The 26105-nt window shown below is 70.7% G+C and carries 22 protein-coding genes; 16 read left to right on the forward strand and 6 right to left on the reverse strand.

Annotated elements, in window-relative coordinates; genetic code table 11:
* Positions 1–78 precede the first annotated feature (78 nt).
* Positions 79–447: a cupin domain-containing protein gene (locus tag G3I60_RS02825; protein WP_164292367.1), complete on the forward strand. Its 369-nt coding sequence runs from the start codon at positions 79–81 to the stop codon at positions 445–447.
* 96 nt (positions 448–543) lie between these two features.
* On the opposite strand, the gene G3I60_RS02830 is transcribed toward G3I60_RS02825, so the two are convergent.
* Positions 544–1077 (reverse strand): DinB family protein, encoded by a 534-nt coding sequence (locus G3I60_RS02830; protein ID WP_164292366.1) that lies wholly within the window; start codon positions 1075–1077, stop codon positions 544–546.
* 64 nt (positions 1078–1141) lie between these two features.
* A complete protein-coding gene (locus G3I60_RS02835) occupies positions 1142–1555 on the reverse strand; it encodes an arsenate reductase ArsC (protein WP_164292365.1) in 414 nt (137 codons plus the stop codon).
* A 79-nt stretch (positions 1556–1634) separates the two neighbouring features.
* Between G3I60_RS02835 and G3I60_RS02840 the strand changes: the two genes are divergently transcribed.
* Both G3I60_RS02840 and G3I60_RS02845 read left to right on the forward strand, forming a co-directional pair.
* Positions 1635–1949 carry a helix-turn-helix transcriptional regulator gene (locus tag G3I60_RS02840; RefSeq protein WP_138352397.1) on the forward strand — a complete coding sequence of 105 codons (315 nt, stop codon included), beginning with the start codon at positions 1635–1637 and terminating at the stop codon, positions 1947–1949.
* A 27-nt stretch (positions 1950–1976) separates the two neighbouring features.
* Positions 1977–2786 carry an MIP/aquaporin family protein gene (locus G3I60_RS02845; protein WP_164292364.1) on the forward strand — a complete coding sequence of 270 codons (810 nt, stop codon included), beginning with the start codon at positions 1977–1979 and terminating at the stop codon, positions 2784–2786.
* Between the two features lie 79 nt (positions 2787–2865).
* Here the strand turns inward: G3I60_RS02845 and G3I60_RS02850 are convergent, their stop codons facing one another.
* Entirely contained in the window at positions 2866–4263 is a 1398-nt protein-coding gene (locus G3I60_RS02850; RefSeq protein WP_343240763.1) for an RICIN domain-containing protein, read from the reverse strand.
* A 433-nt stretch (positions 4264–4696) separates the two neighbouring features.
* Here G3I60_RS02850 and G3I60_RS02855 point away from each other — a divergent pair, with 433 nt between their 5' ends.
* From G3I60_RS02855 to G3I60_RS02885, 7 genes are all read left to right on the forward strand, one after another.
* Entirely contained in the window at positions 4697–4996 is a 300-nt protein-coding gene (locus G3I60_RS02855; RefSeq protein WP_164292363.1) for a WXG100 family type VII secretion target, read from the forward strand.
* 87 nt (positions 4997–5083) lie between these two features.
* Complete coding sequence (locus tag G3I60_RS02860; RefSeq protein WP_164292362.1) at positions 5084–9496, forward strand: FtsK/SpoIIIE domain-containing protein; 4413 nt, start codon at positions 5084–5086, stop codon at positions 9494–9496.
* The gene (locus G3I60_RS02865) at positions 9496–9774 is read left to right on the forward strand and encodes a hypothetical protein (RefSeq protein ID WP_138352400.1); all 279 of its coding nucleotides are present in this window, start codon (positions 9496–9498) and stop codon (positions 9772–9774) included. Before G3I60_RS02860 ends, G3I60_RS02865 begins: the two co-directional genes overlap by 1 nt.
* Positions 9775–9796: 22 nt before the next feature.
* Positions 9797–11278 (forward strand): DUF308 domain-containing protein, encoded by a 1482-nt coding sequence (locus G3I60_RS02870; RefSeq protein ID WP_164292361.1) that lies wholly within the window; start codon positions 9797–9799, stop codon positions 11276–11278.
* Positions 11279–11292: 14 nt separating this feature from the next.
* Positions 11293–12018 carry a hypothetical protein gene (locus tag G3I60_RS02875; protein ID WP_164292360.1) on the forward strand — a complete coding sequence of 242 codons (726 nt, stop codon included), beginning with the start codon at positions 11293–11295 and terminating at the stop codon, positions 12016–12018.
* The gene (locus G3I60_RS02880) at positions 12015–12728 is read left to right on the forward strand and encodes a hypothetical protein (protein ID WP_164292359.1); all 714 of its coding nucleotides are present in this window, start codon (positions 12015–12017) and stop codon (positions 12726–12728) included. The genes G3I60_RS02875 and G3I60_RS02880 overlap by 4 nt, the downstream gene beginning before the upstream one ends.
* A 24-nt stretch (positions 12729–12752) precedes the next feature.
* Positions 12753–13415: a helix-turn-helix transcriptional regulator gene (locus tag G3I60_RS02885; RefSeq protein WP_164292358.1), complete on the forward strand. Its 663-nt coding sequence runs from the start codon at positions 12753–12755 to the stop codon at positions 13413–13415.
* Here the strand turns inward: G3I60_RS02885 and G3I60_RS02890 are convergent.
* A complete protein-coding gene (locus G3I60_RS02890; RefSeq protein WP_343241910.1) occupies positions 13339–16656 on the reverse strand; it encodes a BTAD domain-containing putative transcriptional regulator in 3318 nt (1105 codons plus the stop codon). The two genes, G3I60_RS02885 and G3I60_RS02890, sit on opposite strands and share 77 nt — an antisense overlap.
* Before the next feature lie 1045 nt (positions 16657–17701).
* On the opposite strand from G3I60_RS02890, the gene G3I60_RS02895 reads away from it, so the two are divergent.
* On the forward strand, positions 17702–18055 hold the full coding sequence (locus G3I60_RS02895) for a VOC family protein (protein ID WP_138352402.1): 354 nt from the start codon (positions 17702–17704) through the stop codon (positions 18053–18055).
* 119 nt (positions 18056–18174) lie between these two features.
* On the opposite strand, the gene G3I60_RS02900 is transcribed toward G3I60_RS02895, so the two are convergent.
* Both G3I60_RS02900 and G3I60_RS02905 read right to left on the reverse strand, forming a co-directional pair.
* On the reverse strand, positions 18175–19404 hold the full coding sequence (locus G3I60_RS02900) for a DUF6596 domain-containing protein (RefSeq protein WP_343240762.1): 1230 nt from the start codon (positions 19402–19404) through the stop codon (positions 18175–18177).
* Positions 19401–19727, reverse strand: a complete 327-nt coding sequence (locus tag G3I60_RS02905) for a YciI family protein (protein ID WP_164292356.1) — start codon at positions 19725–19727, stop codon at positions 19401–19403. The genes G3I60_RS02900 and G3I60_RS02905 overlap by 4 nt, the downstream gene beginning before the upstream one ends.
* Positions 19728–20102: 375 nt before the next feature.
* On the opposite strand from G3I60_RS02905, the gene G3I60_RS02910 reads away from it, so the two are divergent.
* The 5 genes from G3I60_RS02910 to G3I60_RS02930 all read left to right on the forward strand — a co-directional run bounded on the left by G3I60_RS02910 (position 20103) and on the right by G3I60_RS02930 (position 25996).
* Positions 20103–21503, forward strand: a complete 1401-nt coding sequence (locus G3I60_RS02910; protein WP_164292355.1) for a GAF domain-containing SpoIIE family protein phosphatase — start codon at positions 20103–20105, stop codon at positions 21501–21503.
* Positions 21504–21536: 33 nt separating this feature from the next.
* On the forward strand, positions 21537–21920 hold the full coding sequence (locus G3I60_RS02915; RefSeq protein WP_138352405.1) for a luciferase family protein: 384 nt from the start codon (positions 21537–21539) through the stop codon (positions 21918–21920).
* Positions 21921–22215: 295 nt separating this feature from the next.
* Positions 22216–24624 (forward strand): transketolase C-terminal domain-containing protein, encoded by a 2409-nt coding sequence (locus tag G3I60_RS02920; RefSeq protein ID WP_164292354.1) that lies wholly within the window; start codon positions 22216–22218, stop codon positions 24622–24624.
* Between the two features lie 120 nt (positions 24625–24744).
* Entirely contained in the window at positions 24745–25173 is a 429-nt protein-coding gene (locus G3I60_RS02925) for a cytidine deaminase (protein WP_164292353.1), read from the forward strand.
* 310 nt (positions 25174–25483) lie between these two features.
* Positions 25484–25996 carry an RICIN domain-containing protein gene (locus tag G3I60_RS02930; protein WP_164292352.1) on the forward strand — a complete coding sequence of 171 codons (513 nt, stop codon included), beginning with the start codon at positions 25484–25486 and terminating at the stop codon, positions 25994–25996.
* Positions 25997–26105 lie beyond the last annotated feature (109 nt).

Here is a 26105-nt window from a genome sequence, read left to right on the forward strand (position 1 = left end):
CGGCTGAATCGCCACGTACCCGGGGCGGGTCTAGGCTGGAGGTGGACTCGGGGCCATTTCCCGCTGAGGTGGTTGATCATGACCGGACTGGTGTTCCGGAGTTTCGACTCCGCTGACGAGACAAGACCGTTCGAGGACGGCAAGGGCAGGCTGGACCTGCTCGAAACCGATGGTGGACCGGTCGGTCGGGCGGTCTTTGAGCCCGGCTGGCACTGGTCGGAGCACATCAAGCCGATGGCCGGCACCGACAGCTGCCAGTCGGCCCATACCGGGTACGTGGTGAGCGGCCGGATCAAGGTCGTCATGGACGACGGCGAGAGCGCCGAGGCGGGTCCGGGCGACTTCATCCAGATCGCACCAGGACACGACGCCTGGGTGGTCGGCGACGAACCCTGCGTGGCGCTGGACTGGACCGGCTACGGAGACTACGCGAAGCCGACTTCGTAACGGGGTCCCGCGGGAGTCGGTTCCGGACCCCCTCCCGAGCGCGTTACGACCGCCGGAACACCGCCCAGGAAGCGGACGCCTGCGCACGCGGCCTGATCACCTCGGCGGATCCTCGCCCGTCAGGCCGTCGACGGATTCGCGGATGAGGTCGGCGTGACCGACGTGGCGGGCGTACTCCTCGATGAGGTCCAGCAGGATGCGGCGGAGGTTGGGGTGTTCGCCGCTGCGGGTGACATAGGCGCCGAGCTCATCCAGTCCGCCCTCGCTGAGTGCTTGGTCAACGGTGGCACGGGAGCGGGCGACCGATTCCTGCCAGAGAGTGCGCAGTTGCTCGGGAGTGTCCTCGGCGGCCGAGCGGTAGTCCCAGTCGACGGTGTCCCAGGGGGCGCCGGCGGCGGAGCCGAGCCACAGCCGGGCGAAGTGGCTGTCTTCCACGTGCGCCAGATGTTTGAGCAGCCCGCCCAGGGTGACGGTGGATGCGCCAACCGTGGCTTGCAGACCGGCGCTGTCCAGGCCGGAGCACTTCCAGGCGAGCGTGGCCCGCTGGCGTTCGAGGGCGCCGAGGACGGCTGCCGCCTCGGTACCGGCGAGGGGAGGTTCCGGCCATGTTTCCGCAGTGAACTCAGTCATGGCCGCAGACCTTAGCGAACGGCTCCGACAGCGCGTACCGGCGGACCGCACCGGCCGACCGCGCTCATGGAGCGGGCTCCGGGGCGATCTCGGCGATCAGGTTCTCGATGAGGGCCTTGATCTCATCGCGGATCGGGCGGACGGCCTCGACGCCCTGGCCGGCCGGGTCCTCCAGCTTCCAGTCCACGTACCGCTTGCCGGGGAAGACCGGGCAGACGTCGCCGCAGCCCATCGTGATGCAGACGTCGGACGCCTGGACGGACTCGACCGTCAGTACCTTGGGGATCTCCGCCGAGATGTCGATGCCGACCTCGCGCATCGCCTCCACTGCCGCCGGATTCACCTGGGCGCCGGGGGCGGACCCGGCGGAGCGGACCTCGACGCGGTCTCCGGCCAGGTGGGTGAGCCATGCGGCCGCCATCTGGGAGCGGCCGGCGTTGTGGACGCAGACGAAGAGGACGGATGGCTTGTCGGACACGGTGTTCTCGTTCCTTCTGTCGGCGAGCGTCGTGGGCAGGAGCTGGCATCAGCACTCACTGATGTGAAAGTATCAGCAGATGATGACGTCAGTCGACACTGACCTGATGCGGGTTCTCGCCGACCCGCTCAGGCTGCAGATCGTGACCCTTCTCGCCCGGGAGACCTTGTGCACCACGCACCTGGTGGAGGAGACCGGGGCCAGACAGACCAACCTCTCGAACCACCTCAGGGTGCTGCGCGAGGCGGGCGTGGTCGATACCGAACCCTGCGGCCGATTCACGTACTACAAGCTGCGGCCGGACGTCATGGAAGCCCTGGCCGGGTCCTTCACCGAGCTCGCCGCCACCGCTCGCGCCACCGCCGAGGGCAACCTCAAGCGTTCCTGCCCCTGATCTCCGTACCTGCATTGAGGAGTCCCGTTGAGTGCCACCGAGGCCGGCGCCGCGATCACGGCGGAATCGCCGCCCATACCTGAGACCGGTCCCCAGCCTGCCCCGGGCGCCACCCCGCCCCGCGTCCCGCTGGCCCACCGGGCGGCAGCGGAATTGGTCGGCACCGCCGCCCTCGTGGCTGTGGTCGTCGGCTCCGGCATCCAGGCAACCCGGCTCAGCAAGGATGTGGGCCTGCAACTGCTGGCCAACTCCACTGCCACGGTCTTCGGCCTCGGCATCCTGGTCCTGCTGCTCGGCCCGGTCTCCGGTGCCCACTTCAACCCCGCCGTCACCCTCGCCGAGTGGTGGAACGCACGGCGCGGCGGCGCAGGCGTGACCGGCCGCGAGGTTGCCGTGTACCTCCCCGCGCAAGTGGTCGGGGCGATCGGCGGCGCGGTTCTGGCGGACGCCATGTTCGGCGAACCGCTCGTGAAGTGGTCCACGCACGACCGCTCGACCGGACACCTGCTGCTGGGCGAGGTCGTCGCCACCGCCGGACTCGTCCTGCTGATCTTCGGCCTGGCCCGCACCGGCCGACTGCGCTTCGCACCGGTCGCCGTCGCGTCGTACATCGGTGCCGCCTACTGGTTCACCTCGTCGACGTCGTTCGCCAATCCGGCGGTGACGATCGGCCGGGCTTTCACCGACACCTTCGCCGGGATCGCCCCGAGCTCGGTGCCCGGCTTCATCGGCGCCCAACTCGCCGGCGCCGTTGTGGGCCTGGCCCTGGTCGCGGTCGTCTTCGGCCGGACCGGCACCGCTGCTGCGGCAGCCAACGCCGCAGCGGGAGCCGAATGACCCACGCCGCGCGGGTGCAGTGATCGGCGGCGGCCCAGCCAGGGCTCGCCGCCGACTACCACCTGCGCCAGTTCGGCGTTCAGCCTCGTTTGAAGACCGCCTCGGCCTTGTTGTGGCCGCAGGGAAGCAGCTGGATCGCCGTGCCGCCGTTCACCGTGCCCACGCACAGTTTGGCCTGCTCGGAGTAGACGGTGCTGTTGCCGGCGCGGACGGAGAACCGCTGCGCCGGATTGCCACTGCAGTTCGCGAGCTGCACCACCGTGCCGGGGGCGGTGGCACCCCAGGCGGCGTCCATGCAGAGGCCTTTCGTCCGGACCGTGCCGTTCGAGGGGTCCCACTTCTGGTTCGCGCTGCCGTCGCACGCCGCCAGGATCAGCGGTGTGCCGTCCGAGGCCTTCGATCCGCTGAGGCACTTGCCGGTGCCGGGGTTCACCAGCGCGGTCGCCGTTCCGGCATTGCCCCCGTTGGTGGTTCCGCCGCTCGCGGGCGCCGCGTTCGCGGGGGGAGTGCGCGCCGTCGGCTTCGAAGTGGCGGCGTCCTGGGGAGCCCCCTGGGTGCCGGAGGCCTTGGCCCCGGGTGCGGAGGACGATGAGGAGTCCTTCAGCGTGAGAACGAGGGCAGTGCCCATCAGGCAGGCGCCGACCGCGGTCGCCACGATCACCCAGCGGCGGGTGAACGGCCCTCCTCTCCGGCGGTTCTCGGGTGCGGCCCCGCCGACGGGGTGGCCGGCAGGATCGGCACCCGCCTCCTCATGGGCGGGCGCGTCCGATGACGGATGCAGCCGGCGTGCCACGGGCTCGTCCAGGAGGCCGGTGTCCACGACACCGTTCGCGTCGATGGTGAAGCGCCACCGCGGCTGGTCGACCCGGCCGACGACGACCACCGACCAGCGTCCGTCCGGATCGTCCGCCAGCTTGGTGATGCGTTCGCGTTGGCGGTCACGGCCGCCGGGCAGACCGACCAGCAGTGCCACCCCGCCGCTCACGTCGTCCAGCGCGGCATCGCCGTCGGTCAGGGCCTGGGTCGGTGACTCGGCCGATCCGAACCGCTCCGCGGTCCCTGGTCTGAACCCGATCCGGACCACCTGCACACCCTGTGACCACGGGCTCGTGGTGAGCTCGCGGGTCCAGGCCTCGGCCAGGGCCCTTGCCTGCCGGGCGTCGCCCTCCAGGCTGATGATGCCGCCGACCTGACTGAGGTTCAGCAGCGCGAAGCCCGAGGCGGTGTCGCCGAGCGAGACCAGCTTCGGGTACGGGTCCGGCAGCGACTCCGCCACACTCGCGCTCTGCAGCATGCGCAGCCGCGCATGCCAGGTCCGGCCGCCGTGATCGGCGGTCCACCCGACGGGGGGACGCTCGTCGGGGGTCTTGAGGCGAAGCCAGACGGTGTCGGGTCCGACGACGACCACATGGGCCACGGGAACACCGCGGTTCTCGCGGTCGCAGGCGGTGGCCAGGACGCGCACGACCCGGTCCACGGTCCACAGGCCGTGATCGGCGCCCCGGGCCGGCCCCGATCGTGGCTCGGCCCTTCGCGACCTGCGCAGCCGGGCACGCCAGTCGCCGCGGCGAGGAACGCGATCAACGGATCGGCTCGGCAGTGTCACCTGTGTCTCCTCGGTTGTGGGCGGCTGGTCGTGTCGGGCGCGCACCCCGCCAGGCGCGGCTGGCCGCGTCGTCAGGAGCCGCCCCACCACGAGCGGAGCGCACGGGGTTTTCGTCGTGCCCCGAACGTTGGCCTTCCCGCCAGGGAAGTGTCAACGCCGGGCAGGGGGAGGGCTTGGGCCCTTGGGCCCAAGCCTCCAGCCGGTGTTCTGGACCGCCACTGGGTCCGTTCCTAGCATCGGCAGCGTCCGTGCCGAACGAGTCGGTGCGTACCGAGACGCTCGGCGACACCAGAAGGGACACACCATGGCGAATCTGAACGTCACCTACCAGGAGATGTCGGACACCGCGAACACGATGCGCACCAACAAGGCCGATATCGACGACAAACTCACGCAGTGCAAGAGCATCGTCGACGGCCTGACGGCCAACGGCTTCGTCACCGAGCAGGCGTCGGGAAAGTTCGACGAAGTGCACACCGAGTTCGTCACCTCGGCCAATCAGGCCATGGAGACCCTGGACCAGCTGTCGGTGTGGCTCGACAAGGCCGTGGACGCGCTGCGTGACATGGACACCCAGCTCTCCGGTTCCCTCAACCAGAAGTAGCCGGCCCAGAGCGGCCGGCGCCGTACGTGCGCCCCGCGCCGGCCGCTCCCCCGGCTCGGGCGCCCGGACTGATGAGGGTGGGGAACCATGCCCATGATGATCACCATTGCCCGGCTACCGGACTGGTCGGCCGACGTGGTCGTGGATGCCGATCCCACCACCGCCCTCCGCGACGTCGTCAAGAACCTGCTGGACAGCCTTGATGCGTCGCAGACCCCGCCGTCCGGCGATCCGGGTGTGACGGCGGTCTATCTCGCCGATCAGCCGCTCGACCTCTCCACGCCCCTGGCGGACAGCGGGATCCACGACGGCACCGTCCTGTGGCTCGGCACGCCCGGCCCCGTCGCGGGCCCGGACACCGGTCTGGCCACGGTCAGGGCCGTGGCGGGCGCCGACGCCGGGCGGGTCTGGTACCTCGACGCGGGCGAGCACCGCATCGGATCCGGTGCCGGTTGCCGCATCATCATGGGCAGTGACCAGCCGGCGGTGGTCGCCGTCGTCCGGGTGTCCCTCGACGCCTCGGTGCACGTGCGCGCGGGCACGTCCTCCGCCCTGCTCGACCGCACCCCGCTGCCCGACCACGAGGTCGCCTGGCGGGAGACCTCCCAACTCCTGGTCGGGAACACCATCCTGGAGGCGTATCCGCTGCTGCGCCCGGATGCCGTCGTCGAACCCTCGCCAGAGGGTGAGTACCTGGACTACAACCGTCCCCCTCGGCTGCTTCCCTTCGAGCAGCGCACCGCGTTCCGCCTCCCGAACCGGCCCAAGCCGTCGGCACCGAGCGCACTGCCCTGGCTGGCGGCAGCGCTGCCCGCCGTCTTCGGCGGCGCGTTCGCGGTGATGATGGACAACCCGTTGTTCCTGATGATGGCGGCGATGTCGCCGGTCATGGTCCTCGGGAACTGGTTCACCGGGCGGCGTCAGGGCCGGATCAGCAACCGGCGTCAGCTGGCCGAACACCAGGCCCAGATCGAGGCCACCGAAGCCGAGATCACGGCGGCGCTGGAGCAGGAACGCCTGGACTACCGCGCCGCCAGCCCGGACCCGGCCGAGTTGCTCGTCATCGCGACCGGTCCGCGGGCCCGGCTCTGGGAACGCCGCCGCACCGATCCTGACCACCTGCTGGTCCGGGTCGGCATCGCCGACCTGCCCACCAAGATCTCTGTCGAGGGGGGAGACGGCACGCACCGCCAACGGGAAGTCCGCGCGGTGCGGGACGTCCCCGCGGCCTTCTCCATCGCGCAGACGGGTGTCGTCGGTGTCGCGGGGCTCGGCGACTGGCCGCGTCGTACCGCGCGCTGGCTGGTCGGTCAACTGGCCGTGCTGCAGAGTCCTCGCGACGTGCAGCTGTACATCCTGACCGACCCGGCGGGGGAGTCGCTATGGGAGTGGGCGGCTTGGCTGCCGCACACCCGGCCGATGCTGGGGCAGCAGGCGCTGGCTCTGCTGGGTGCCGACGCCGAGACGCTCGGCCGCCGGGTCGCCGAGCTGACCGAGCTCATCAACGCACGTCAGCAGGCGCGTCTCAACGCCGGCTTCGGGGCGGTGCTCGCCGACCCGGACGTCGTCGTGGTGCTGGACGGTGCCCGACGACTGCGGGCGTTGCCCGGAATGGTGACGATCCTGCAGGAAGGACCCGCGGTCGGCGTCTACAGCATCTGTGTGGACGCCGACGAACGCACCCTGCCTGAGGAGTGCGCGACCGTCCTGGTCGGGGGCGCCGCGCGGCCGGCCACCCTACGGCAGCAGCGCGCGGCACAGATCGACGACATCCTCGCGGACGAGGTGGCGGACAGCTGGTACGCGGCGACCGGGCGCCGGCTGGCGCCCCTGCGCGATGTCAGCGACAACCAGGGCGAGGCCGCGCTGCCCGCAGCCGCGCGCCTGCTGGAGGTCCTCGGACTGGAGGAGCCGACCGGTGCCTCGATCGCTGCCCGCTGGCGTTCATCGGGCCGTACCACCAAGGCTGTGGTCGGCTACTCGCTCAGCGGCCCGTTCGCGCTCGACCTGGTCAACCACGGCCCGCACGGCCTGGTGGCGGGCACGACCGGTTCGGGCAAGTCGGAGTTCCTGCAGACCCTGGTGGCGTCGCTGGCCGTGGCCAACCGCCCGGACGCCATGACCTTCGTCCTGGTCGACTACAAGGGCGGTGCCGCGTTCAAGGACTGCGTCCAACTGCCCCACACCGTCGGCCTGGTGACGGACCTGGACACGCATCTCGTCGAGCGGGCCCTGGCCTCGCTGAGCGCCGAGTTGACCCATCGCGAGCACCGGCTCGCGGCCGCGGGCGCGAAAGACCTGGAGGACTACCTCGACTACGCCAGCCGACGGCCCGAACTGGCTCCCATACCACGCCTGCTCATCGTCATCGACGAGTTCGCCTCCATGGCGCGCGAGCTGCCCGACTTCGTCACCGGCCTGGTCAACGTCGCCCAGCGCGGCCGTTCGCTGGGCATCCATCTGATCCTGGCGACCCAACGCCCGTCCGGTGTGGTGTCGGCGGAAATCCGCGCCAACACCAACCTGCGGGTCGCGCTGCGGGTGACCGATTCCGGAGAGAGCACCGATGTCATCGATGCCCGGGAAGCCGCGAGCATCTCGGCGTCGACTCCGGGGCGGGGCTACGCCCGGCTCGGGCACAGCTCGCTGATCCCGTTCCAGACCGGCCGGGTGGGGGGCCGCCGCCCGCCGGCCGACCGGACAGCGGTCGTGGCCGTCCCGTTCCTGCAGCCGGTCTCGTGGCTGGACCTCGGCCTGCCCGCGCCGCAGCGCCCGCACAGCACGGCCGAGACCAACGAACTGACCGACCTGTCAGTCCTGGTGACAGCGATCAGACAGGCCAACGACATGGTGGGCATCGCCCCGCAGCGCCGGCCCTGGCTGCCGCCGCTGCCGCTGTCGCCGGTGGTCGAGCTGGCGGCGGATCCGGTCCGCGGTACCCGGGAGGATCCGTCCTTCTCCTGGGCGGTACAGGACCTGCCGACGCAGCAGCGCCAGGAACCGGTGACGGTGGACCTGGCCACCTTCGGGCACCTGCACATCATCGGAGGCCCGCGCTCCGGGCGCTCCGCGGCGCTGCGGACCTTCGCGGCCGCGGCGGCCAGTGCGTCCAGCGTCGCCGACCTGCACCTGTACGGGCTCGACTGCGGCAACGGAGCCCTGCTTCCGCTCACCAAGCTGCCGCACTGCGGCGCGGTGGTGCAGCGCTCGGAGACCGACCGGGCCGTCCGGCTGCTGCAACGCCTGGACGCCGAGGTGCGGAACCGTCAGCGACTGCTCGGTGAGGGAGGCTTCGCCGATGTGTCGGAGCAGCGGGCGGCCGCCCAGGAGTCCGAGCGGCTGCCGCATATCGTGTTGTTGCTCGACCGCTGGGAAGGGTTCATGGGAACCCTCAACGAGTACGACGCCGGGGCGCTGACCGAACTGATCCAGACCCTGCACCGCGAGGGCGCCAGCGCCGGGGTGCACGTGGTCATCGCCGGTGACCGCATGTTGCTGACCGGCCGGATGAGTTCGCTCTGCGAGGACAAGCTGGTGCTGCGGCTGTCGGACCGCAGCGACGCCAGCCTGGCCGGGCTGAACCCGCGGAAGATCCCGGAGAACCTGCCACCGGGCCGTGGTTACCGCGCGGGCAGCGCGATCGAGACCCAGGTCGCGCTGGTGGCGGCCGACCCGGCGGGTCCGGCGCAGGTGGCCGCGGTGCATGCGCTGGCCGCCCGGCTCGTCGAGCGGGAAGCGGGGGTCGAGAAGTCGGCGCGGCCGAACCGGATCGCGGTGCTGCCCACGGACCTCACGTTCGAGCAGGCGTGGGAGGCGGTCGGGACCCCGGCCCCCATGTGGGCACTGGTGGGGGTCGGCGGCGACGACCTCGAGCCGGTCGGGGCCGACCTGCTGGGTGATCAGCCGACCTTCCTGGTCGCCGGACCTTCCCGGTCCGGGCGCAGCACGGCGCTCGCCGTCATGGCGGAGTCGCTGCTGCGCGGTGGCACCGAGATCGTCATCGGTGCCCCCATGAACTCCCCGCTGCGCGGCTTCGAGGGCCGGCCCGGGGTGCGGGGTGTCATCACCGGCGAGGAGCCGGCCGAGCGGGAGTTCTCCGAACTGCTGGACCCCGGTGACGGTCCGGTGGTGCTCCTGGTCGACGATGCCGAGGCATGGCGCGACCTGCGCTGCCGGGACTGGCTGAAGGCGTTCGTCCGCAAGGCCTCGGGGAGCAACCGGGGCGTGATCCTCGGCGGGAACGTCGCCTCGGTAGCGGCGGGCTTCTCCGGCTGGCAGGCGGAGGTCAAGAAGAACCGGCGCGGCGCGCTGCTGTCCCCTCCCGGCATGGGCGACGGCGACCTGGTCGGCGTCCGGCTGACGCGTTCTCAGATCGCCGCCAGGGTCGTGCCGGGCGCGGCACTGGTCCACCTGGGCAGCGGCAGCCTGCTGACCACCCAGATCCCTTCGGCAGCGCCGGCCCGGCCCGGCGGACCCACCCACGACACGCGGGAGCAGTGATGGCAGACCTGGTGGTGAAGGACCTGAAGGACCTGGTCAGCGATCTCAACGAACTGATCAGCCAGTTCGAGGGGGCGTTGGACTTCCAGAACGACGACAAGGGGCTCTGGGGACAGCACAACGCCAATCTGTCGATGGGCGACTTCGCCGACAACTGGACCGTCCACCGCGACGCGATGGTCAAGGACATGAAATCCCTCCGCGACAAGGTGACCAAGATCGACGATGCGTGGTCGCAGGGGGAACAACAGCTGATGGACACGTTCCAGAACGGTTGACGAGTCGCTCAAGGAGAACCGCATGGCAATCAGAAATCTCGACTGGTCGTCGCTGGACCTGGACTCGGACCCCGCCTACGCCGACCCCGACGTGGTGAGCGCGGCGCAGAAGCGTTACAGCCACATCGCCACGACCATCGATGACGCGACCGCCAAGCTCGGGCAGATCGTGGACAGCGACAGTGACAGCCTCGCCGGCCAGTACGTCGAGGGGCTGAAGTCCGAGGCGGGCACCCTCAAGGACAGCCTCGGCAAGGCCGCGGTGCGCTACCACGATGTCGCGAACGAGATCGGCAAGTACGAGCCGGATCTGGACCGGGGGCTCAGCGAGACCGCCGGCGCGCTGCAGGACGCCGACGAGGCGCAGGGCTCCCAGACCAAGGCGAAGGGCCTACCGGATCCGACGAAGAGTCCGGACGGCACCATCACCCCCGAGGAACAGCAGAAGGGCACCGACAAGGAGAAGGCCAACTCCGAGGCGGACTCGAAGATGGCAGCGGCGAAGACACGGCTCAACAACGCCGTGGACGCTCTCAACGTGGCCGGCAAGCGCTTCGGCGACGCGGTCAGCGCCAGAAGGTACACCGATGGGCTGACCGACTCCTACAAGGACAAGCTCGATGCCGTCATGGCCAAGATCAGCCAGATCTTCGCCATCATCGGCATGATCCTGGGCGTCCTCGCGATCCTCATCCCCGGTGTGAACGTCATCGTCATCGCCGGGGTGGTCGCCGGTGCCGTCACGCTGATCGCCAACATCGTGCTGTACGTCGACGGCAAGGGCAGCGTCCTGGACGTCGTGCTCGGGGCGGTCGGGCTCGGCCTGGCCGGTCTGGGCGCCATCGTCGCGGTGGTGGGCAAGGGGATCTCCAGTATCGCCAAGGCCGCCGCCCTCGCGAACCGGCCGGGCGGAGCCGGCGGCATCCAACTGGTGCCGTTGCGTCCGCCCGCCGGCTCCATTCCGAACTTCTCCAGGCCGTTCGGGGCGGGCAACCCGCGTCCCGGTGGAGGTGTCCCGAACTTCTCCCGGCCGTTCGGGCCGAACAACAGGCCGGGAAACGTGCCGGGTCGCCCTGCCCCGGGCTCCCAACCGGCCGGGGCACCGCCGCCGAACGTGGCCGCCGACTGGCAGAACACGTCGGAGTGGTTCAACAATCCGGCCACCAACTGGCTGCTGGGCAAATTCGGCGCCACCACCCCCGAGATCGGGTTCTGGGCATCGAACTGGGCCGGGCTCCAGGGCGCCGGCAAGATGTGGGGCACCCTGCTGAGCGATCCGGCGAAGTTCGGAAAGGACTTCGCGAGCATCCTCGGCGGTATCAAGGGGCCCCTCGACCTGTCGGCCATCACCAAGGCGGCCGGCCTCGGGGGCATCTCGTCGCTGTGGTTCGTCTGGGGCGGCGTGAACGGCGCGTTCGGCATCGGCGCCGGCTTCATCTACACCGGCGGGCGCCTGGTCGGCTGGATCCCCGCGGTCAACCCGCCGGGCCAGGCCGCCTCGTGAGGACGGGAGAGACGATGAGCGACGACCGGACGGCGCCGACGCAGGTGGAGTGGCACTGGGAGTGGGTACCGCCCGTGCGACCGGGCGAGCCGGAGCACGAGGTCTGGACCGAGCGCATGGTGGCCCTGTTCGAGGAGTGGACGTCCGAGGGCCTCGCCGCCGTGCGCGCGGTCTGGCCGGCCGACGCGGGGACGGAGTTCCCCTTCACGTCGGACATGCTGGGACGGGACGCCGCCACGTGGCTGCGGGAACGTGCGGACCAGCTGCCCGTGTGGTCCCGGCTGGCCTGGGGCGCGGTGTTCGTGAACGGCCGGCCCAGGTGGGCGCCCGTCCCCGTCGTCGTGGAGTTCTGCGGGCCGGTGGCCGAGGATCCCAACTACCTCATGGACGTGGTGGGCGCCCGCGGAGTGGAGAGCGACGCGCGTGAGCCCGTCATCGACTACGTGACCACCCCGATCGGTGACGGGCTGCGGGTGTTCGCCCTATGTCGCGGCGCGGAGGGCGCGGGCTACGCGCGCGTGCACGCCGCACTACGTCTCGACGTGCCACCGAGCGGCGGCGCGCCGGGCGTCAGCACTGACGTCCTACTGGCCACGTTCGTCTTCGAGATGGGATTGATGGCGTTGATCGGTGCCGGAGTGGAGCTGCTGATGCAGCAGATTGCCGACGAATGCGCTCCCGGCGATGCGGGCCGGGCCCGGCTCGGTTTCGTCGCGGCCACCGAAGGAGCACAGCCGTGATCGACTTCGAACTCGTCGTCCCGCACGGCTGGGTGCAGATTCCCACCACACCCGACACGACCGCGCTGCGCCGCAGGATCATCGAGGACGTGATCCGCCACCACCTGCCCGACTCGCTGCCGCGGGACAAGGCGGGTCCGTGGCGCCGGATGCTGCGCAAGGAACTCATCGAGGCGACCGACGAGGCCGCACGCCAGAGCGCCCGCTCGGTACTCCTGCCGCTGGAGGAGTTCAGTGGGGTCCGGCTGCCGGGATCGATGCTGGTGACGGTTCTCGAAGGCGAGGACGAGGCAGAGGACCCGGAACGGCTGCTGGCCTCCATCCTCGCCGACGCGGGGGCCGAAGGGTCCTACCGGGAGATCGGCGGTGCTCCGGCGGTCCGCGTCGCCTCGGTCGTGGACAGCGGCCGGGTCGGGCGCAGGGCACCGTCCTGGCGGGTCTCGTACTACGTCTCCCATCCGGACGCGCCCGGTACGTGGGGACTGCTGACCTTCACCGTCCTGACCGACGGCGATGTCGACGCTGAGCCGGTCCAGGCCGTCGTCCTGCTCTTCGACATGATCGTGACGACGCTGCGCTGGGCGGACCGCATCGACGTCCCCACCGAGGACGAGGTGCTGGCCCAACTGGCCGAGTTGTCCGCCGCGGGCTCGCCGGCAGCCGGCACCGATGCCGGGACAACGTCTGCAGCGGACATGAAGAAGGTATGAAGCACGCTCCGCCACGCTGAGTGCATGACCATCGTCGCCACGCCCGTGCCGATCAGTCCCACCAGCGTGCGGATCGCCATCACGAGCCCGGACATCCTGGCCCAGATCCGCCAGGTGTTCGCCAGCAAGAACCTGGCCCTGGAGTTCGTCCGCATGCCCTACGTCGAGGTCATCGTCAGACCGGCCGCCGGTGCTGCGGCCGGTGCTGCCGGCCCCGACCGGTCCGCGGTGGGGACCGCGTTGGAGCGGGTGGGCGGTCCCGCCTCCCGGGCAGGTGTCCACGCCTCGCGCCGGCTCTGCGCGGAGTACCGGCTGAGCGTGGTCGAGGTCGGCGGCCGTCCCACGGCCGAGCACCCGGCCCCGGAGATCCCGCCCCATCCGGTTCCGGTGCCGGCCCCCGACGCCGACCGGCTGCTGGTCGCCCTGTCACAGCGTCAGCACGAGGTGATGGCCCTGGTGTCCCGCGGCGCCCGCAACAGCGAGATCGCCGCACGACTGCAGGTCAGCGAGAAGACCGTGAAGAACCACATCAACCGGATCTTCAGGTCGCTGGGGGCCGGCAGCAGGGTCGAGGCGGTGCTGATCTGGCAGCGCCACCAACAGGACGGTGCTATCCGGCGCGGAGCACCGAATCCTCCTCTGGCGCCGGCCCCGAGCCTGCACCCAGGCCATGGAGGAAATCCGTGACGTCGGCGACCTCCTCGGCCTCCAGATCCTTCAGCAGCCGCAGCGCTCGGTTCGCCAGGTCGTGGGCCGCCTGCCGGGCCGATTCCGTCCGGTGCACCTTGGCGAGACCGAAGAGCGCCAGGGCCTCGTGGTAGTGGTCGCCACTGGACTCGCAGAGCGACAGCGCGTCCTGGAGGTGCCGCCGCGCCCGCTCCGCGTTGCCGCGCCCGTGTTCCGCCACACCCAGGTTGATCAGGATGTTCGCCTCGAGCAGCACGTTCCGGCAGCGTCGTGCCGCCGCGAGGCCGCGTCTCCCGCACCGCAACGACTCCTCGAACTCGCCGAGTTCGGCGTGCAGCTCGCAGAGGACGTCGAGGCAGCCCGCCGCGTAGTACTCCGACCCGATGCGGCGGGCCAGGTCCAGAGCCGCTCTGGCGTAGGACAGGGCCACCGCGTAGTCCTTGGCTCCCCGGAGGGTTGATGCCAGATTGCCGAGAAGACTGGTGCGCAGCACGTCATCGCCGAGGTCCTCGAGCAGCCGCAGACCACGCCGAAGCTGGTGCACCGCAGCACCGTTCTGTCCCAGGCGCGACAGGGCCACGCTCAGGTGGTTGAGCAGGACGGCCTGGGCCCGCCGGTTCCCGGTCAGTTCGGCGCTGCGCATCCCGATCCGCAACGTGTCCACCCACTCCCGGGCCTTCCCGGCCGCGTAGAAGTAGTCGAAGAGCAGGTACGCCAGTTGCCAAGCCTGCTCGTGGCAGCCGATCCGCTGCGCCGTGCGGACCAACGGAGCGATGTTGTCCCACTCCTGGGCACACCACGCCACGAGTTCCCTCTGATCGTCGAAGCGCAACGGCTCGTGGCGAGCCTCGCCATCGAGGGTGAAGGGGAGTTCGATGCCGGCGTCCTGGCCGTCCGGTGCCAGGGTCCCGACGTACCAGCGGAGCACCCGCTCGAGAGTCCGCCGCCGTGAGTCGGGCGTCTCGCCACTGCGGGAGACCTCCTCGGCGTAGATGCGGGTCAGGTCATGCATCCGATAGGTGCTGCCGGTGGTCTCCACCAGATGCTGGGCAGCGAGGGTCCGCAGCGCGGCAGCAGCCGCTGACAGCGGGACGTCCAGCAGGGCGGCGGCCGCCTCCACGCGGATGGCCACCCCCGGGAACAACCCCAGTGTGCGGAACGCGTGGGCTGCTCCGGCGTCGAGTCTGGCGTAGGACCACGAGAGAACGCCGCGCACGGAATACAACTCGTCGTCCGGGATCTGCAAGGCATCGAGCCGGCGCCGCACATCCTCCAGATCCGCCACCAGATCGGCGATCCGCGACCGGGGCCCCGCTGTCACCTGCTCCGAGGCGATCCGCAAGGCCAACGGCAAGTGGTCGCACAGATCGGCGAGGCGCCGTGCCGCCGACGGTTCGGCGCCGACCCGGGCGCTCCCGATCGAGTCGGAGAGCAGGTGCATCGATTCTTCGGCGCTGAACGGGGCCAGCGTCACCCGGCGGGCCGCATAGCGGACCGCGAGGCCGCTGAGCCGGTTACGGCTCGTCACGACGGTGAAGGAGGGACCACCGCCGGGCAGCAGATCCTCCACCTGGTCGGCGGACTCGGCGTTGTCCAGCACGATGAGCATGCTCCTGTCCCGGACGATGCTGCGCCACAGCGCGACCCGCTCCTCCTGGTCCGCCGGAATCGTTCCCGCGTTCACCGAGGTGAGCAGGTGGTGCAGGGCATCCGCGGGGGAGCTCGCCGGGTGTTTGGGGTCGAAGCCACGCAGGTTCACGTACAACTGGCCGTCGGGGTACGCGGCGGCCAGCAGGTGGGCGCACTGTACGGCCAGCGCGGTCTTGCCGACTCCGCCGACGCCGACGATCATCACGATCTGCGGGGACAGGGCCTCAACTCCGCCGTCGGCCGACGCGGTACGCGCCGCGTCCAGCACCTGCCGGACCGACGGGACACGCCCGACGAATCCACCGACGCCGCGAGGCAGTTGCGCCGGCCGGACCGGTCCCACTGCCATGGTCGGGGCCGCCGGCCTGATCGGGGTGGTCCGTGTGCCGGTGTTGTCGGCGAGGATCGACGCGTACAGGGTCTGTAATTCGGCGGACGGGTCGATCCCCAGATCCTGGGCGAGCAGGTTCCGCAGGTCGTGGTACTGCGCGAGCGCATCGGCGGTCCGGCCGCTCCGGTCCAGCGCTGTCATCAGCAGGGCACGGAGCTGCTCGTGGTACGGGTTGTCCGGTATCTGGCCTCGCAACTCGTGTGCCACAGAAGCTGGTTGCTTGAGTTCCAGGAGAAGCTCGGCCCGCTCCATCAGCAGACGGAGCCGCAGATCCGACGCCCACGTCCGGTGCTCGGCGGCGAACGGACCCGGCAGTCCGCTGAGTGCGGAACCCGGGTGCCAGCAGGCCAGCGCCTCGTCGAAGGCGGTGACCGCGGCGGCCGGGTTCTGGTGGGCCCGGCTGGTCCGGGCCCGTGCGGCCAGCCGCTCGACCACTCCGATATCCAGCTGTCCGGGGCCGAGTTGGAGCGCATAGCCCGATCCCGAGCTGGTCAGTGGTTCGCCCAGACCGGCCAGGGCCCGGCGCAGCCCGGAAACGTAGGTGTGGAGGCTGCCGGCCGCGGTGGCCGGCGGTGACTCGCCCCAGATGCAGTCGATCAGATCGTCCCGCGAAACGACACTGTTGGTCCTCAGCGTGAGAACGGCGAACACCGCGCGCTGCTTCGGCGGCCCGAGGGGAATCTCCCGCCTTTCGGCAAATGCGCGGAGCGGTCCGAGAGTCTCGACCCGCAGGCAACCGTTCTCCATGACGGTCTCTCCCTCTGAGGAAGCAGAGTTCCGACTCGCGCGCTGTCCTGCTTCCGGCGTGCTGGACCGGACACCGGGCACGGTGTCCACCAGCGCTGTCGAAGGTAAGGGCGTTGTCTCGGCTCTGCGTAGCCTGTGGTTGCGATGGGGCATGGGACGCGCCGTCGCGGGCGACAGGCAGGGTGCAGCCTCGGTTCTGAGACCGCTGCCCGCAGCGGCGGTCGGCGCCCCGGCGTGGGGTGTTGGCCGCTCCCGGATCCAGCTCCGCAGTGGCTCCGGGTTGATCCCGAGGTCGTCGGGGACCGACTCGATCGTCGGTCCCGGCCACGCCTGGTTCAGCGTGACCGTGTCCGGTGTGAACTCCGGCGGGTGGTGATTCATCACCACCGGCCCGGGACTCCGGCCCACTCGGACCCTCGGGATCCGAGTGTGAGTGTCGCCGGTGTCCGACATCGGGTCAAGCCCCCCTGCCGCCTTCGGTCAGGGTGCCCTGACCAGGGCGGAACCCGAGCTCCGGCAGTAACTGCCAGAAGAATGACCGGTGTTGCCGAGCATCGGGTGCCGACAGTGGGGTCTTCGGGCATCAGCGGTGCGGCCCCCCGTGCTGTGTAAGGCCCTGACCTGCTCTCATCCTTCTCGAAAGCGGGCATATTTCGGGCCTGTTCCGGTCGGTTGCGGAACTGCCCGTCGTCTCGGCCCGAGGGTATAAATCATCCACGGGCACTTCGGGCTTCCGATGCCCGAACGGGCGGGAGGAGGGGGAAGAGGCATCGCTACGCCTTGCCGGCTCCACACCGCAGTCGCGGTCCGAGTGAGGCACCAGGCCTGAGCACACGCGCTCGAGGGACCACCCACCGGTGGCCACGGCGCGGCTGACGCAGTCTCCGCAGGACGCACAGCCGCCGCCTGGGTCGCACGTACCCCGAACCAGATCCCACCCGACCGGGTTCGCCGAGAAGGGACCGCATCATGGCGCTCAGGCAGATGGTGAGCCGGCCCCGGCGGCCAGCCAGTCCAGGAGGTCATCGGTCATCCACTCGCCGCCACCGGGACTGTCGATGTCGCTGTCACCCGCGCCGAGGTCGAGACGGTGGACGGATGGGGCGAGTGCCCGCGGCCGTCAGGGCCGGCCGTTGAGGTCCTCGGCTGCCTGGGTGATGACGGCGGCCACCGTGGCCGAACGGGAGACGTTTTCGCCGCGGCGGGCCAGCAACCCCGGACACCGGCCGAGATCAGCCAGTGCGTACGGCGGCCGCGCGCCGCTGCCGGCGCAGCAGTTCCGCGAAGTTCGGACGCTCGGCGATGGGGCCACTCCCTCTCGGCGACAGAAGCATCGGAGCTACTGCGATCGGGTGAAGCCTGATCAGAGTGCTGCCGTGAGTGCGGTGTTCGCTCACGAACTCGCGCGCTCCCGCCGTGCAAGCCGGGGATCCGCGTTGTTGCGAGCAACCCGGCAAGGTGCCACCACGCGCGATCGCCGTCCTGGCAGGATGGCGGCATGGAACGTGTGCTGGGAATCGGTGGATATTTCCTGCGGGCAGCGGATCCGGCGGCTCTGGGCGCCTGGTATCGCGACTGCCTGGGCCTGGACGCCGATGAGAACGGCCTGTGGCGTCCGGGAGCCGGGCCGACGGTGTTCGCGACCTTTGAGTCCGAGACCGACTACTTCGGGTCCCGCGCCCAGCAGAGCATGCTCAACTTCCGGGTCGGCGACCTCGATGCGATGCTCGCTCAGTTGCGCGCCAAGGGAGCGGACGTGGCTCCGGAGACGCAGGACATGGCGGGTGTCGGCCGATTCGGCTGGGTCACCGATCCTGAGGGCAACCGGGTCGAGCTGTGGCAGCCCGCCTGACCGCGTCTTCCGACAGGCGGTGACGTGCTGCTGCAGCTCCAGCCGTGGGAGTCGTACAGCCCGAGCAGGAGCGAGGTGGCCCACTGGCTCGTCACCCGACGGTCACGCCGGAAGCGTCGCTACCCCAGCTGGTCGCGGCGGCGCGTCAGATAGGTGATCTCGGCGGTGTTGCCCGCCAGATCGATGGCCTTGTCGTACGCCGCGCGTGACTGCTGACCGTAGCCCAGCCGGCGCAGCAGGTCGGCGCGCGTCGCGTGGTAGGCGTGATAGCCCGCCAGCTTTTCCTCGAGACGGTCGACGGCCGCCAGCGCCACCTGCGGGCCGTCGAGCTCGGCGACCGCGATGGCCCGGTTGAGGGCGACGATCGGCGAGGGGTCGAGGCGGACGAGCTGGTCGTAGAGGGCGACGACCTGCGACCAGTCGGTGTCGCGTACGTCGCGGGCGGAGGTGTGCACGGCGTTGATCGCCGCGAGGATCTGGTAGCGGCCCGGAGCCGCACCGGTCGCCAGGCGCTCGCGTACCAGCCGGTGGCCCTCGGTGATCAGCGCCGCGTCCCAGGCCCCACGGTCCTGCTCATCGAGGGCGATGAGTTCGCCGCTGCCCGAGACCCGGGCGGTACGGCGGGCCTCGATGAGAAGCATCAGCGCCAGCAGCCCGGCCACCTCACCGTCCTGCGGCAGGAGGGCACGGATCAGGCGGGTGAGCCGGATCGCCTCGGCGGTCAGGTCGTGGCGTACGGGGTCGGTGTCGGGGCCGGTCGCCAGGTAGCCCTCGTTGAAGACGAGGTAGAGAACGGCCAGTACGCCGGACACGCGTGCCGGGAGGTCCGCCGCGGACGGCACCCGGTAGGGGATGCGAGCCGCCTTGATCTTGGCCTTCGCACGGGTGATCCGCTGGCCCATGGCGGTCTCCTGCACCAGAAAGGCACGGGCGATCTCGGTCGCGGTCAGACCGCCGACCATGCGCAGTGTCAGCGCCACCCGGGTCTCCATCGCCAGCGCCGGGTGACAGCAGGTGAAGATCAGCCGTAGCCGCTCGTCGTCGATGGGGCCGGGAGGCTCGGGCGGGTCGTCGTACATCAGCTGAGCCTCCTTCTGCTTGTCGACGCGCTTGTTCTCGCGCCGGACCCGGTCGATGGCCTTGCGGCGGGCGGTGGTGGTCAGCCAGGCGCCGGGGTTGGGCGGCACGCCGTCGGCCGGCCACCGCTCGACGGCGGTCGCGAACGCCTCGGCCGCCGCCTCCTCGGCGATGTCGAGGTCGCCGAATCGTCCGGTCAGGGCGGCGACCACCCGGGCCCACTCCTCGTGGTGGGCCCGGCTGATCGCCTCCCGGACGTCGGTCACGCTCACAGGAACGGCCGCACCTCGGTCTTCCGGTTGCAGGCCTTCGACCCCTCGGCCGCCAGCTTGAGCGCCACGTCGAGGTCGGGCGCTTCGATGATCCAGAAGCCGATGAGGAACTCCTTCGACTCGACGAAGGGCCCGTCGGTGAACAACGCCTCCGCTCCGCGGTTGTCGATCACCGTGGCCGTGTCGGGCCCGCCGAGGCCGCCGGCGAAGACCCAGTGACCGTCGGCCTGGAGGTGCTCGTTGAACACGTCGATCGCAGCGTCCTCGTCCGGGGTGGCGAGGTTGTCGGTCGTGTCCGTGATCACGGAAACCAGATACTGCATCTCGCACCATCTCCTGCGCTTCGGCGACGCCCCTCCCGGGCGACCGCTCACCCTTACTACGAGCAGCTCCGCCCCGATCCGACACCGCCGCACGGATTTCTTTCACGGGCTTCCCGGTACTTCGGACGGTGAGCGATCCGACTCGGCGAAGCCATCGCTGGAGACCTGCACCAGCGTAGGCACGGCGGGCGGCTTTCGCAGTGGTGCGCGCCGGACCTCGACCCGGCGATCGTGGGTCCCCTGGGGGCTGTGTTGCGTGTGTGACGGCATAGGATTGCCGGGTGTCGGCTACCTCACAGGGTGCCGGGGTGCGCACGGCGTCCGGGGAACCGATGATTGCTCTTCCGGGACGGGGGCCGGACCAGGGAGGCGAGGGTGCGTTCCACAGCAGCGGGCACCGGCCCGGGCGAAGGTGAGACGGTGCTTGGGTCGGCCTTCGACAACGCCGATGCCCTGCGTGCACTGCTGGCCGACCGGGCGCGGCTGGCGCTGCTGGACGAGGCCACGGAGCAGATCGGGACCAGCCTGGACCTGGACGTCACCTGCGCGGAACTGGCGCGGTTCGCGGTCCCGCGCTTCGCGGACCTGGCGAGTGTCGAGATCCTGCCCCCAGAGGCGCTTCCAGCCGGGCTGACCGTCGGGGCCGGCCCGCTGCGAGTGCGGCGCACCGCCCTGGAGGCGGTTCCGGGACTGCGTCACGGCATGGAGACCCTTGCGCCGGCCGGGGAGTGGGTGCGTCATCTGCCCGGGTGCCCGACCGCGCAGTGCCTGGAGAGCGGCCAGGCCTTCCTGAGCCACGAAAGGACCGGCGGACAGGGAGCCGGCGCCGGCGAGGACTGGTCCTGCGAGCTCGGGGGCGGCGTCGGTGCCGCGTCGGTGCTCGTCGTCCCGCTGCGGGCCGGCGGCCGGCTCATCGGTGTCCTGTCGCTGCTCAGATCCCCACCCAGTGCCGCCTTCGACGACGACGCCGCCAAAGTGCAAGCGGTCGCGGACCGGGCGGCCCGGAGCGTGGACAACGCTCGGCGCTACGCCGTGGCGCAGGACCTGACGATGGAGTTGCAGGGGGCGCTGCTGGCCGATCCGGGCAGCCCGCACGCGAATCTGGAGCTGGCCTCCCGGTATCTGCCCTGCGGTACGTCCGCGATGGTGGGCGGCGACTGGTTCGAGACCATCCGCCTCTCCTTCGGCCGCACCCTGCTGGTCATCGGCGACGTCATGGGCCACGGGGTGGAGGCGGCCGTCGACATGAATGCCTACCGCATGCTGCTGCGCTACGTAGCGGCCACCGACCTGCCGCCGCACCGCATCCTGCGGCAACTGGACCACTTGACCTCGCAGAGCGACGCCACCCGCCCCGCCACCTGTCTGCTCGCCCTGGTGGAACCGGCACGTCATCGGTGCACCTTCGCCAGCGCCGGGCACCCGCCGCCCACTCTGCTCCGCCCGGACGGGCCGGCGGAACTGCTGGCCGTTCCCACCGGGCCACCGCTGGGAACGGGTCTGGGCGAGTACCAGGCGGTGGTCCACTCACTGGACCCCGAGCAGGTGCTGCTGCTCTACACCGACGGTCTGGTCGAGCGGCGCACCGAGGACATCGACGCCTCCCTTGCCCGACTCACCCGCCTGCGCCGCCCGCTCCCGGGCGAGTCCCTGGAGGACCTGCTGGACCATGTTCTGACCACGGTCGCACCCACTACGCCCGACGACGACATCGCGGTCCTCGCCGCGCGCGTCCACGAACAGCCGGGACCACAGGATGTTACGAGGGCGGGGTAGCGGCACCGGGGGCAAACGGTCGATCATGTGGGCATGGCATCTGCGCGTCGCGCTATGGAAGACCTGATGACGTGGCCGGGCCTGTCCGCGGCCCCGGCCCGGTGCGGTACGGGGACGGCTGTGCTGGCCGACGGGGCGGAGATCGTCCACTTCCATTCCGAGCGACAGGCCGACCTGTACCTGGGCCGACCGGCGATCGAGCGCCTGCACGAGGAACTGGGGCACTCCACCGCGCTGCGCCTGCTCCCGGGTTCGGGGTGGGTGACCGTGGTGCTGGGGGGCGACAGGGACGCGGACCTGTTGATCACCTTGGCCAGCGTCGCGCTGCGGGCGCAAACCCACCGTGCGGCCGGTGGCGGCGCTGGGGAGTGCAACCTGGGCCGCATCTCGATCATCCACACGGGGCACGTCGCGTAGTAGGCCACGCCGCCTGCCGGCCGGTCCTGATCGAGCGCCACGCCCGCGCACCTCTCAACCACCACCGCCACGCGGCCTGACACCACGCCACGGCCGGGCGGCGCCGGATCAGGACGGCGGTCCGATCCGGCGCCGCGCGCCCGTCAGCTCGACCTCTGCCCGGTGCGGCCCCGACTTGTGTGCCGGGTTGCCTGCTGGTCTCCTGGTCGGCAGCGAACACATACCGTCGTGCCGTACGCCACCGACCGGCGAAGACCTGCAGAACCCCGGCAGAACCCCAGGAGGACCTCCCGCCATGACCACAGCCGCTCCACTCGGGGACCGTGCCGAATCCAGCGGATCGGACCCCTACGGCGTGCTGGGCGAGGTGGAGGACCGCCTGCTCTGGCTGTCCAGCTCGATCGTGCACCACGCGAACCGGGTGCGTCCCAACCCGTCCGGACTCAAGGTCGGCGGCCACCAGGCGTCGTGCGCCTCCATGGTGTCGATCATGACCTCGCTGTGGTTCCGCCATCTGCGCCCGCAGGACCAGGTGTCGGTGAAGCCGCACGCCTCGCCGGTGCTGCACGCCATCAACTACCTGCTCGGCGAGCTGCCGGAGGCGTATCTGCCGACGCTGCGGGAACTGGGCGGCCTGCAGAGCTACCCGAGCCGGTCCAAGGACCCCGACCCGGTCGACTACTCCACCGGATCGGTGGGCATCGGCGCGACCGCGACGATCTGGGGCGCGCTGGCCCGCCGCTACGTCCGGGACGGCGCGGATGCCGGGACCCGCACGGGTCCGGGCGACGCGGCCAGGCCGGAAGCGGAGAGCTGGGTGACCGCGGCCGACGGCGGATTCGCCGGTCGGCAGTACGCGCTGGTGGGCGACGCCGAGTTGGACGAGGGCGCGGTGTGGGAGGCGGTACTCGACCCGGCGGTGGCCGGACTCGGTGAGCTGGTGTGGATCGTCGATCTCAACCGCCAGTCGCTGGACCGCGTCGTGCCGCTGGCCACCGCGGACCGACTGCGCGGGATGTTCGCGGCGGCCGGCTGGCAGGTCCTGGAGGTCAAGTACGGACGAGCGCTGGAGGAGCTGTTCGCCCGGCCCGGTGGCGACGCGCTGCGCGCCCGTCTGGACGCGATGACGAACGCCGAGTACCAGCGGCTGCTGCGCTGTTCCGCACTGGAGCTGCGCAGCCGCCTGCCCGGTACGGGACCGGGTGCGGCCGGGATCGCCGAACTCCTCGCAGAACTGGCGGACGAGGAGCTCGTCACGGCCGTCCGGAACCTCGGCGGCCACGACCTGGCCATGCTGGACGCCGCCCTGTCCGCGGTCGACGACACCCGGCCGACGGTGATCCTGGCGTACACCGTCAAGGGCTACGGCCTCCCGGTCCAGGGCCACCCCCAGAACCACTCCTCACTGCTCACCCAGGAGCAGATGGACCAGCTGGCCGAGCAGTTGGGCTGCGATACCGCCCGACCCTGGGCGGACTTCGCGCCCGGCTCCGCGGCGGCGGGGCTGTGCGCAGAAACGGCCGAGCGGCTGCGTCGAGACGCCCCGGTGCTCCAGCCGCCGCCCGCGCTGCCCACCGACATCGGCCGCACCCCCACGGGCTCCGGCACCACCCAGGCGGCGCTCGGCCGGGCGCTGCTCGATCTGACCCGGCAGGCGCCCGAGGCCGCCGCGCGGGTGGTGACGGTCAGCCCGGACGTCAGCTCCTCCACCAACCTGGGCGGTTGGGTGAACAAGGTCGGCGTGTGGTCGGTGGCCGAGCGCACGGACTGGTTCGCGGACGACCCGGAGACCATCCTGCACTGGCGGGAGAAGCCGACCGGCCAGCACATCGAGCTGGGTATCGCGGAGACGAACCTGGTCGGTCTGCTCGGCGAACTGGGCGCCACCTGGAGCCGCTGGGGCCGGCCGCTGCTGCCGATCGGCGTGCTCTACGACCCCTTCGTGCAGCGCGCCCTGGAACCGTGGTCGTTCGGCATCTACGCCGGCGGCCAGTCGATCCTGGTCGGCACGCCGTCCGGGGTGACGCTGGCGCCGGAGGGCGGCGCCCACCAGTCGATCACCACGCCGTCGGTGGGCCTCGAACAGCCCGGTTGCACGACGTGGGAACCGGCCTTCGCCATCGACGTCGAGTGGACCCTGCTCGCGGCGCTGGCCCAGCTGGGCCGCCCGGACGGCGAGTCGGCGTATCTGCGGCTGTCCACCCGGTCCGTCGACCAGGCGCTGGCCGCGGTGCCCACCGATCCCGCCGCCCGGGAGCGCCGCCGCCGGCAGGTGGTGGCCGGCGCCTACCCAATGCGGCGCGTCGCGGGCGCGGAGGTCACCATCGCGGCGATGGGCGCGATGGTGACCGAGGCCCTGACCGCCGCGGACCGGCTCGCGACGCAGGGTGTCGCCGCGGACGTCGTCTGCGTGACCAGCCCCGACCTGCTCTTCCGAGCGCAGGGTTCCCGTACCGGACAGGACCCGGAGGCCGCCGACTGGATCCTCGACCAGGCCTTCCCCCGCGCCCGTGCGACCCCTCTGGTCACCGTGCTGGACGGCCATCCGCACACCCTGGCGTTCCTCGCCACGATCCACCAGGTGCCGGTACGCACCCTGGGCGTGACCCGCTTCGGGCAGTCCGGCTCCCTGGAGGACGTCTACCGCTACCACGGCATCGACACCGACAGCATCATCCGGGCCGCCCTCGACCTCACCCGGTAGCCCGGGGCCCGCGGGGACGGGCACGCCTTCGCCCTGCACAACGCTGATGCCGGCTCCGCGCCATCGTCAGCCGGGCCAACGTCGTATGACACCGCATGACACCGCATGAAGGCAGAGAAGATGACCCCACAGACCGACCGCGTCGACCATGAACTGATCGAGGCCGCGGCGCACGTCGCGGCCACACGCTGCCGGGGCGACAACCACACCATGGCGGCGGCGGCCCGCGCCCGGGACGGCCGGATCGTCACTGGGGTGAATGCCTACCACTTCACCGGCGGCCCCTGCGCAGAGCTGGTCGTCATCGGTGCCGCGGCCGCGCAGGGCGCCTACGAGCTGGACACCATCGTCGCCGTGGGAGACCGCGACCGCGGAGTGGTGCCTCCGTGCGGCCGCTGCCGCCAGGTCCTTCTCGACTACTTCCCGGCCCTCGACGTCATCGTGGGCACTAGTGACGGCCTCCGGACCATCCCCATCACCGGCCTGCTTCCCGAAAGCTACATCTGGTCGGACCACCAGCTCGACGCCGCGCACAGCGCGCAGCCGTAGGTTCATATCGGGGCGTCCCGACGGTGCGAAGGGTCTTCGCAGGCGAAAGCCTGCGGGGGCCCTTTCTGCGTTCCCGACCTCGGTCGGTGTCGTGAATTTGTTCGCTCGTGACAGTGATTCCGGTATCGATGGTGCTCTGTCCGAGAACATCCAGGATCGTCCGAAAAGCTGCTCGACCCAGGGCGGAACATCCGAGAGTTTTGGCATCGAAGACGGAAGCCGGCTTCTCCGAGTCATCACCTGATCTACGGACAGCAAGGATCGGCCCGTACCCACCACACCAGTGGCATCAGCGAAGGAGCACTTCATCATGGCGTGGAATCACGTCCAGCGTATGGCCGCCCTCGCGGTCGGCGTTGCCTCCCTCATCGGGGGCGGTCTCGTAGCGGCCGCACCGGCCGGCGCTCAGGTCAAGCCCGTCGGCCCGGCCGTCGCGGTGGCCGGCGGCTACTTCGTCAACGTCGACAGCGGCAAGTGCCTGGACGCCGTGTGGAGCCATAGCAACGGCACCTCGGTGACGCAGTGGGACTGCTACGGCGGCGCGACTCAGCAGTGGAGCTGGAACGGCCAGGAGATCGTGAACACCGACAGCGGCAAGTGCCTGGACGCCGTGTGGAGTCACAGCAACGGCACGGCCGTGACGCAGTGGGACTGCTACGGCGGCGCTACCCAACTGTGGACGCTGCGGCTGGTGAACGGCGGATACGAGGTCGTGAACGTGGACAGCGGGAAGTGTCTGGACGCCGTGTGGAGCCACAGCAACGGCACCGTCGTGAACCAGTGGGACTGCTACGGAGGTGCGACCCAGCTCTGGCACGGGTGACAACCTGAGCAGTGGCCGTCATCGGTCGGAGACCGATGACGGCCACTGCGCGTCGCGGTCGAGTTGACGTCCCGCACAGCAGCGGGGCCGACTTCAGCACCCGGCCGGC

It is taken from the genome of Streptomyces sp. SID13666, from assembly GCF_010548325.1.
Classification (GTDB): Bacteria; Actinomycetota; Actinomycetes; order Streptomycetales; family Streptomycetaceae; genus Actinacidiphila; species Actinacidiphila fildesensis.

Coding starts and splice junctions, on each gene's coding strand:
- G3I60_RS02825 (WP_164292367.1), top strand. CDS start 79: ATGACCGGACTGGTGTTCCGGAGTTTCGACTCCGCTGACGAGACAAGA.
- G3I60_RS02830 (WP_164292366.1), bottom strand. CDS start 1,077: ATGACTGAGTTCACTGCGGAAACATGGCCGGAACCTCCCCTCGCCGGT.
- G3I60_RS02840 (WP_138352397.1), top strand. CDS start 1,635: ATGATGACGTCAGTCGACACTGACCTGATGCGGGTTCTCGCCGACCCG.
- G3I60_RS02855 (WP_164292363.1), top strand. CDS start 4,697: ATGGCGAATCTGAACGTCACCTACCAGGAGATGTCGGACACCGCGAAC.
- G3I60_RS02860 (WP_164292362.1), top strand. CDS start 5,084: ATGCCCATGATGATCACCATTGCCCGGCTACCGGACTGGTCGGCCGAC.
- G3I60_RS02865 (WP_138352400.1), top strand. CDS start 9,496: ATGGCAGACCTGGTGGTGAAGGACCTGAAGGACCTGGTCAGCGATCTC.
- G3I60_RS02870 (WP_164292361.1), top strand. CDS start 9,797: ATGGCAATCAGAAATCTCGACTGGTCGTCGCTGGACCTGGACTCGGAC.
- G3I60_RS02875 (WP_164292360.1), top strand. CDS start 11,293: ATGAGCGACGACCGGACGGCGCCGACGCAGGTGGAGTGGCACTGGGAG.
- G3I60_RS02885 (WP_164292358.1), top strand. CDS start 12,753: ATGACCATCGTCGCCACGCCCGTGCCGATCAGTCCCACCAGCGTGCGG.
- G3I60_RS02890 (WP_343241910.1), bottom strand. CDS start 16,656: ATGTCGGACACCGGCGACACTCACACTCGGATCCCGAGGGTCCGAGTG.
- G3I60_RS02895 (WP_138352402.1), top strand. CDS start 17,702: ATGGAACGTGTGCTGGGAATCGGTGGATATTTCCTGCGGGCAGCGGAT.
- G3I60_RS02905 (WP_164292356.1), bottom strand. CDS start 19,727: ATGCAGTATCTGGTTTCCGTGATCACGGACACGACCGACAACCTCGCC.
- G3I60_RS02915 (WP_138352405.1), top strand. CDS start 21,537: ATGGCATCTGCGCGTCGCGCTATGGAAGACCTGATGACGTGGCCGGGC.
- G3I60_RS02920 (WP_164292354.1), top strand. CDS start 22,216: ATGACCACAGCCGCTCCACTCGGGGACCGTGCCGAATCCAGCGGATCG.
- G3I60_RS02925 (WP_164292353.1), top strand. CDS start 24,745: ATGACCCCACAGACCGACCGCGTCGACCATGAACTGATCGAGGCCGCG.
- G3I60_RS02930 (WP_164292352.1), top strand. CDS start 25,484: ATGGCGTGGAATCACGTCCAGCGTATGGCCGCCCTCGCGGTCGGCGTT.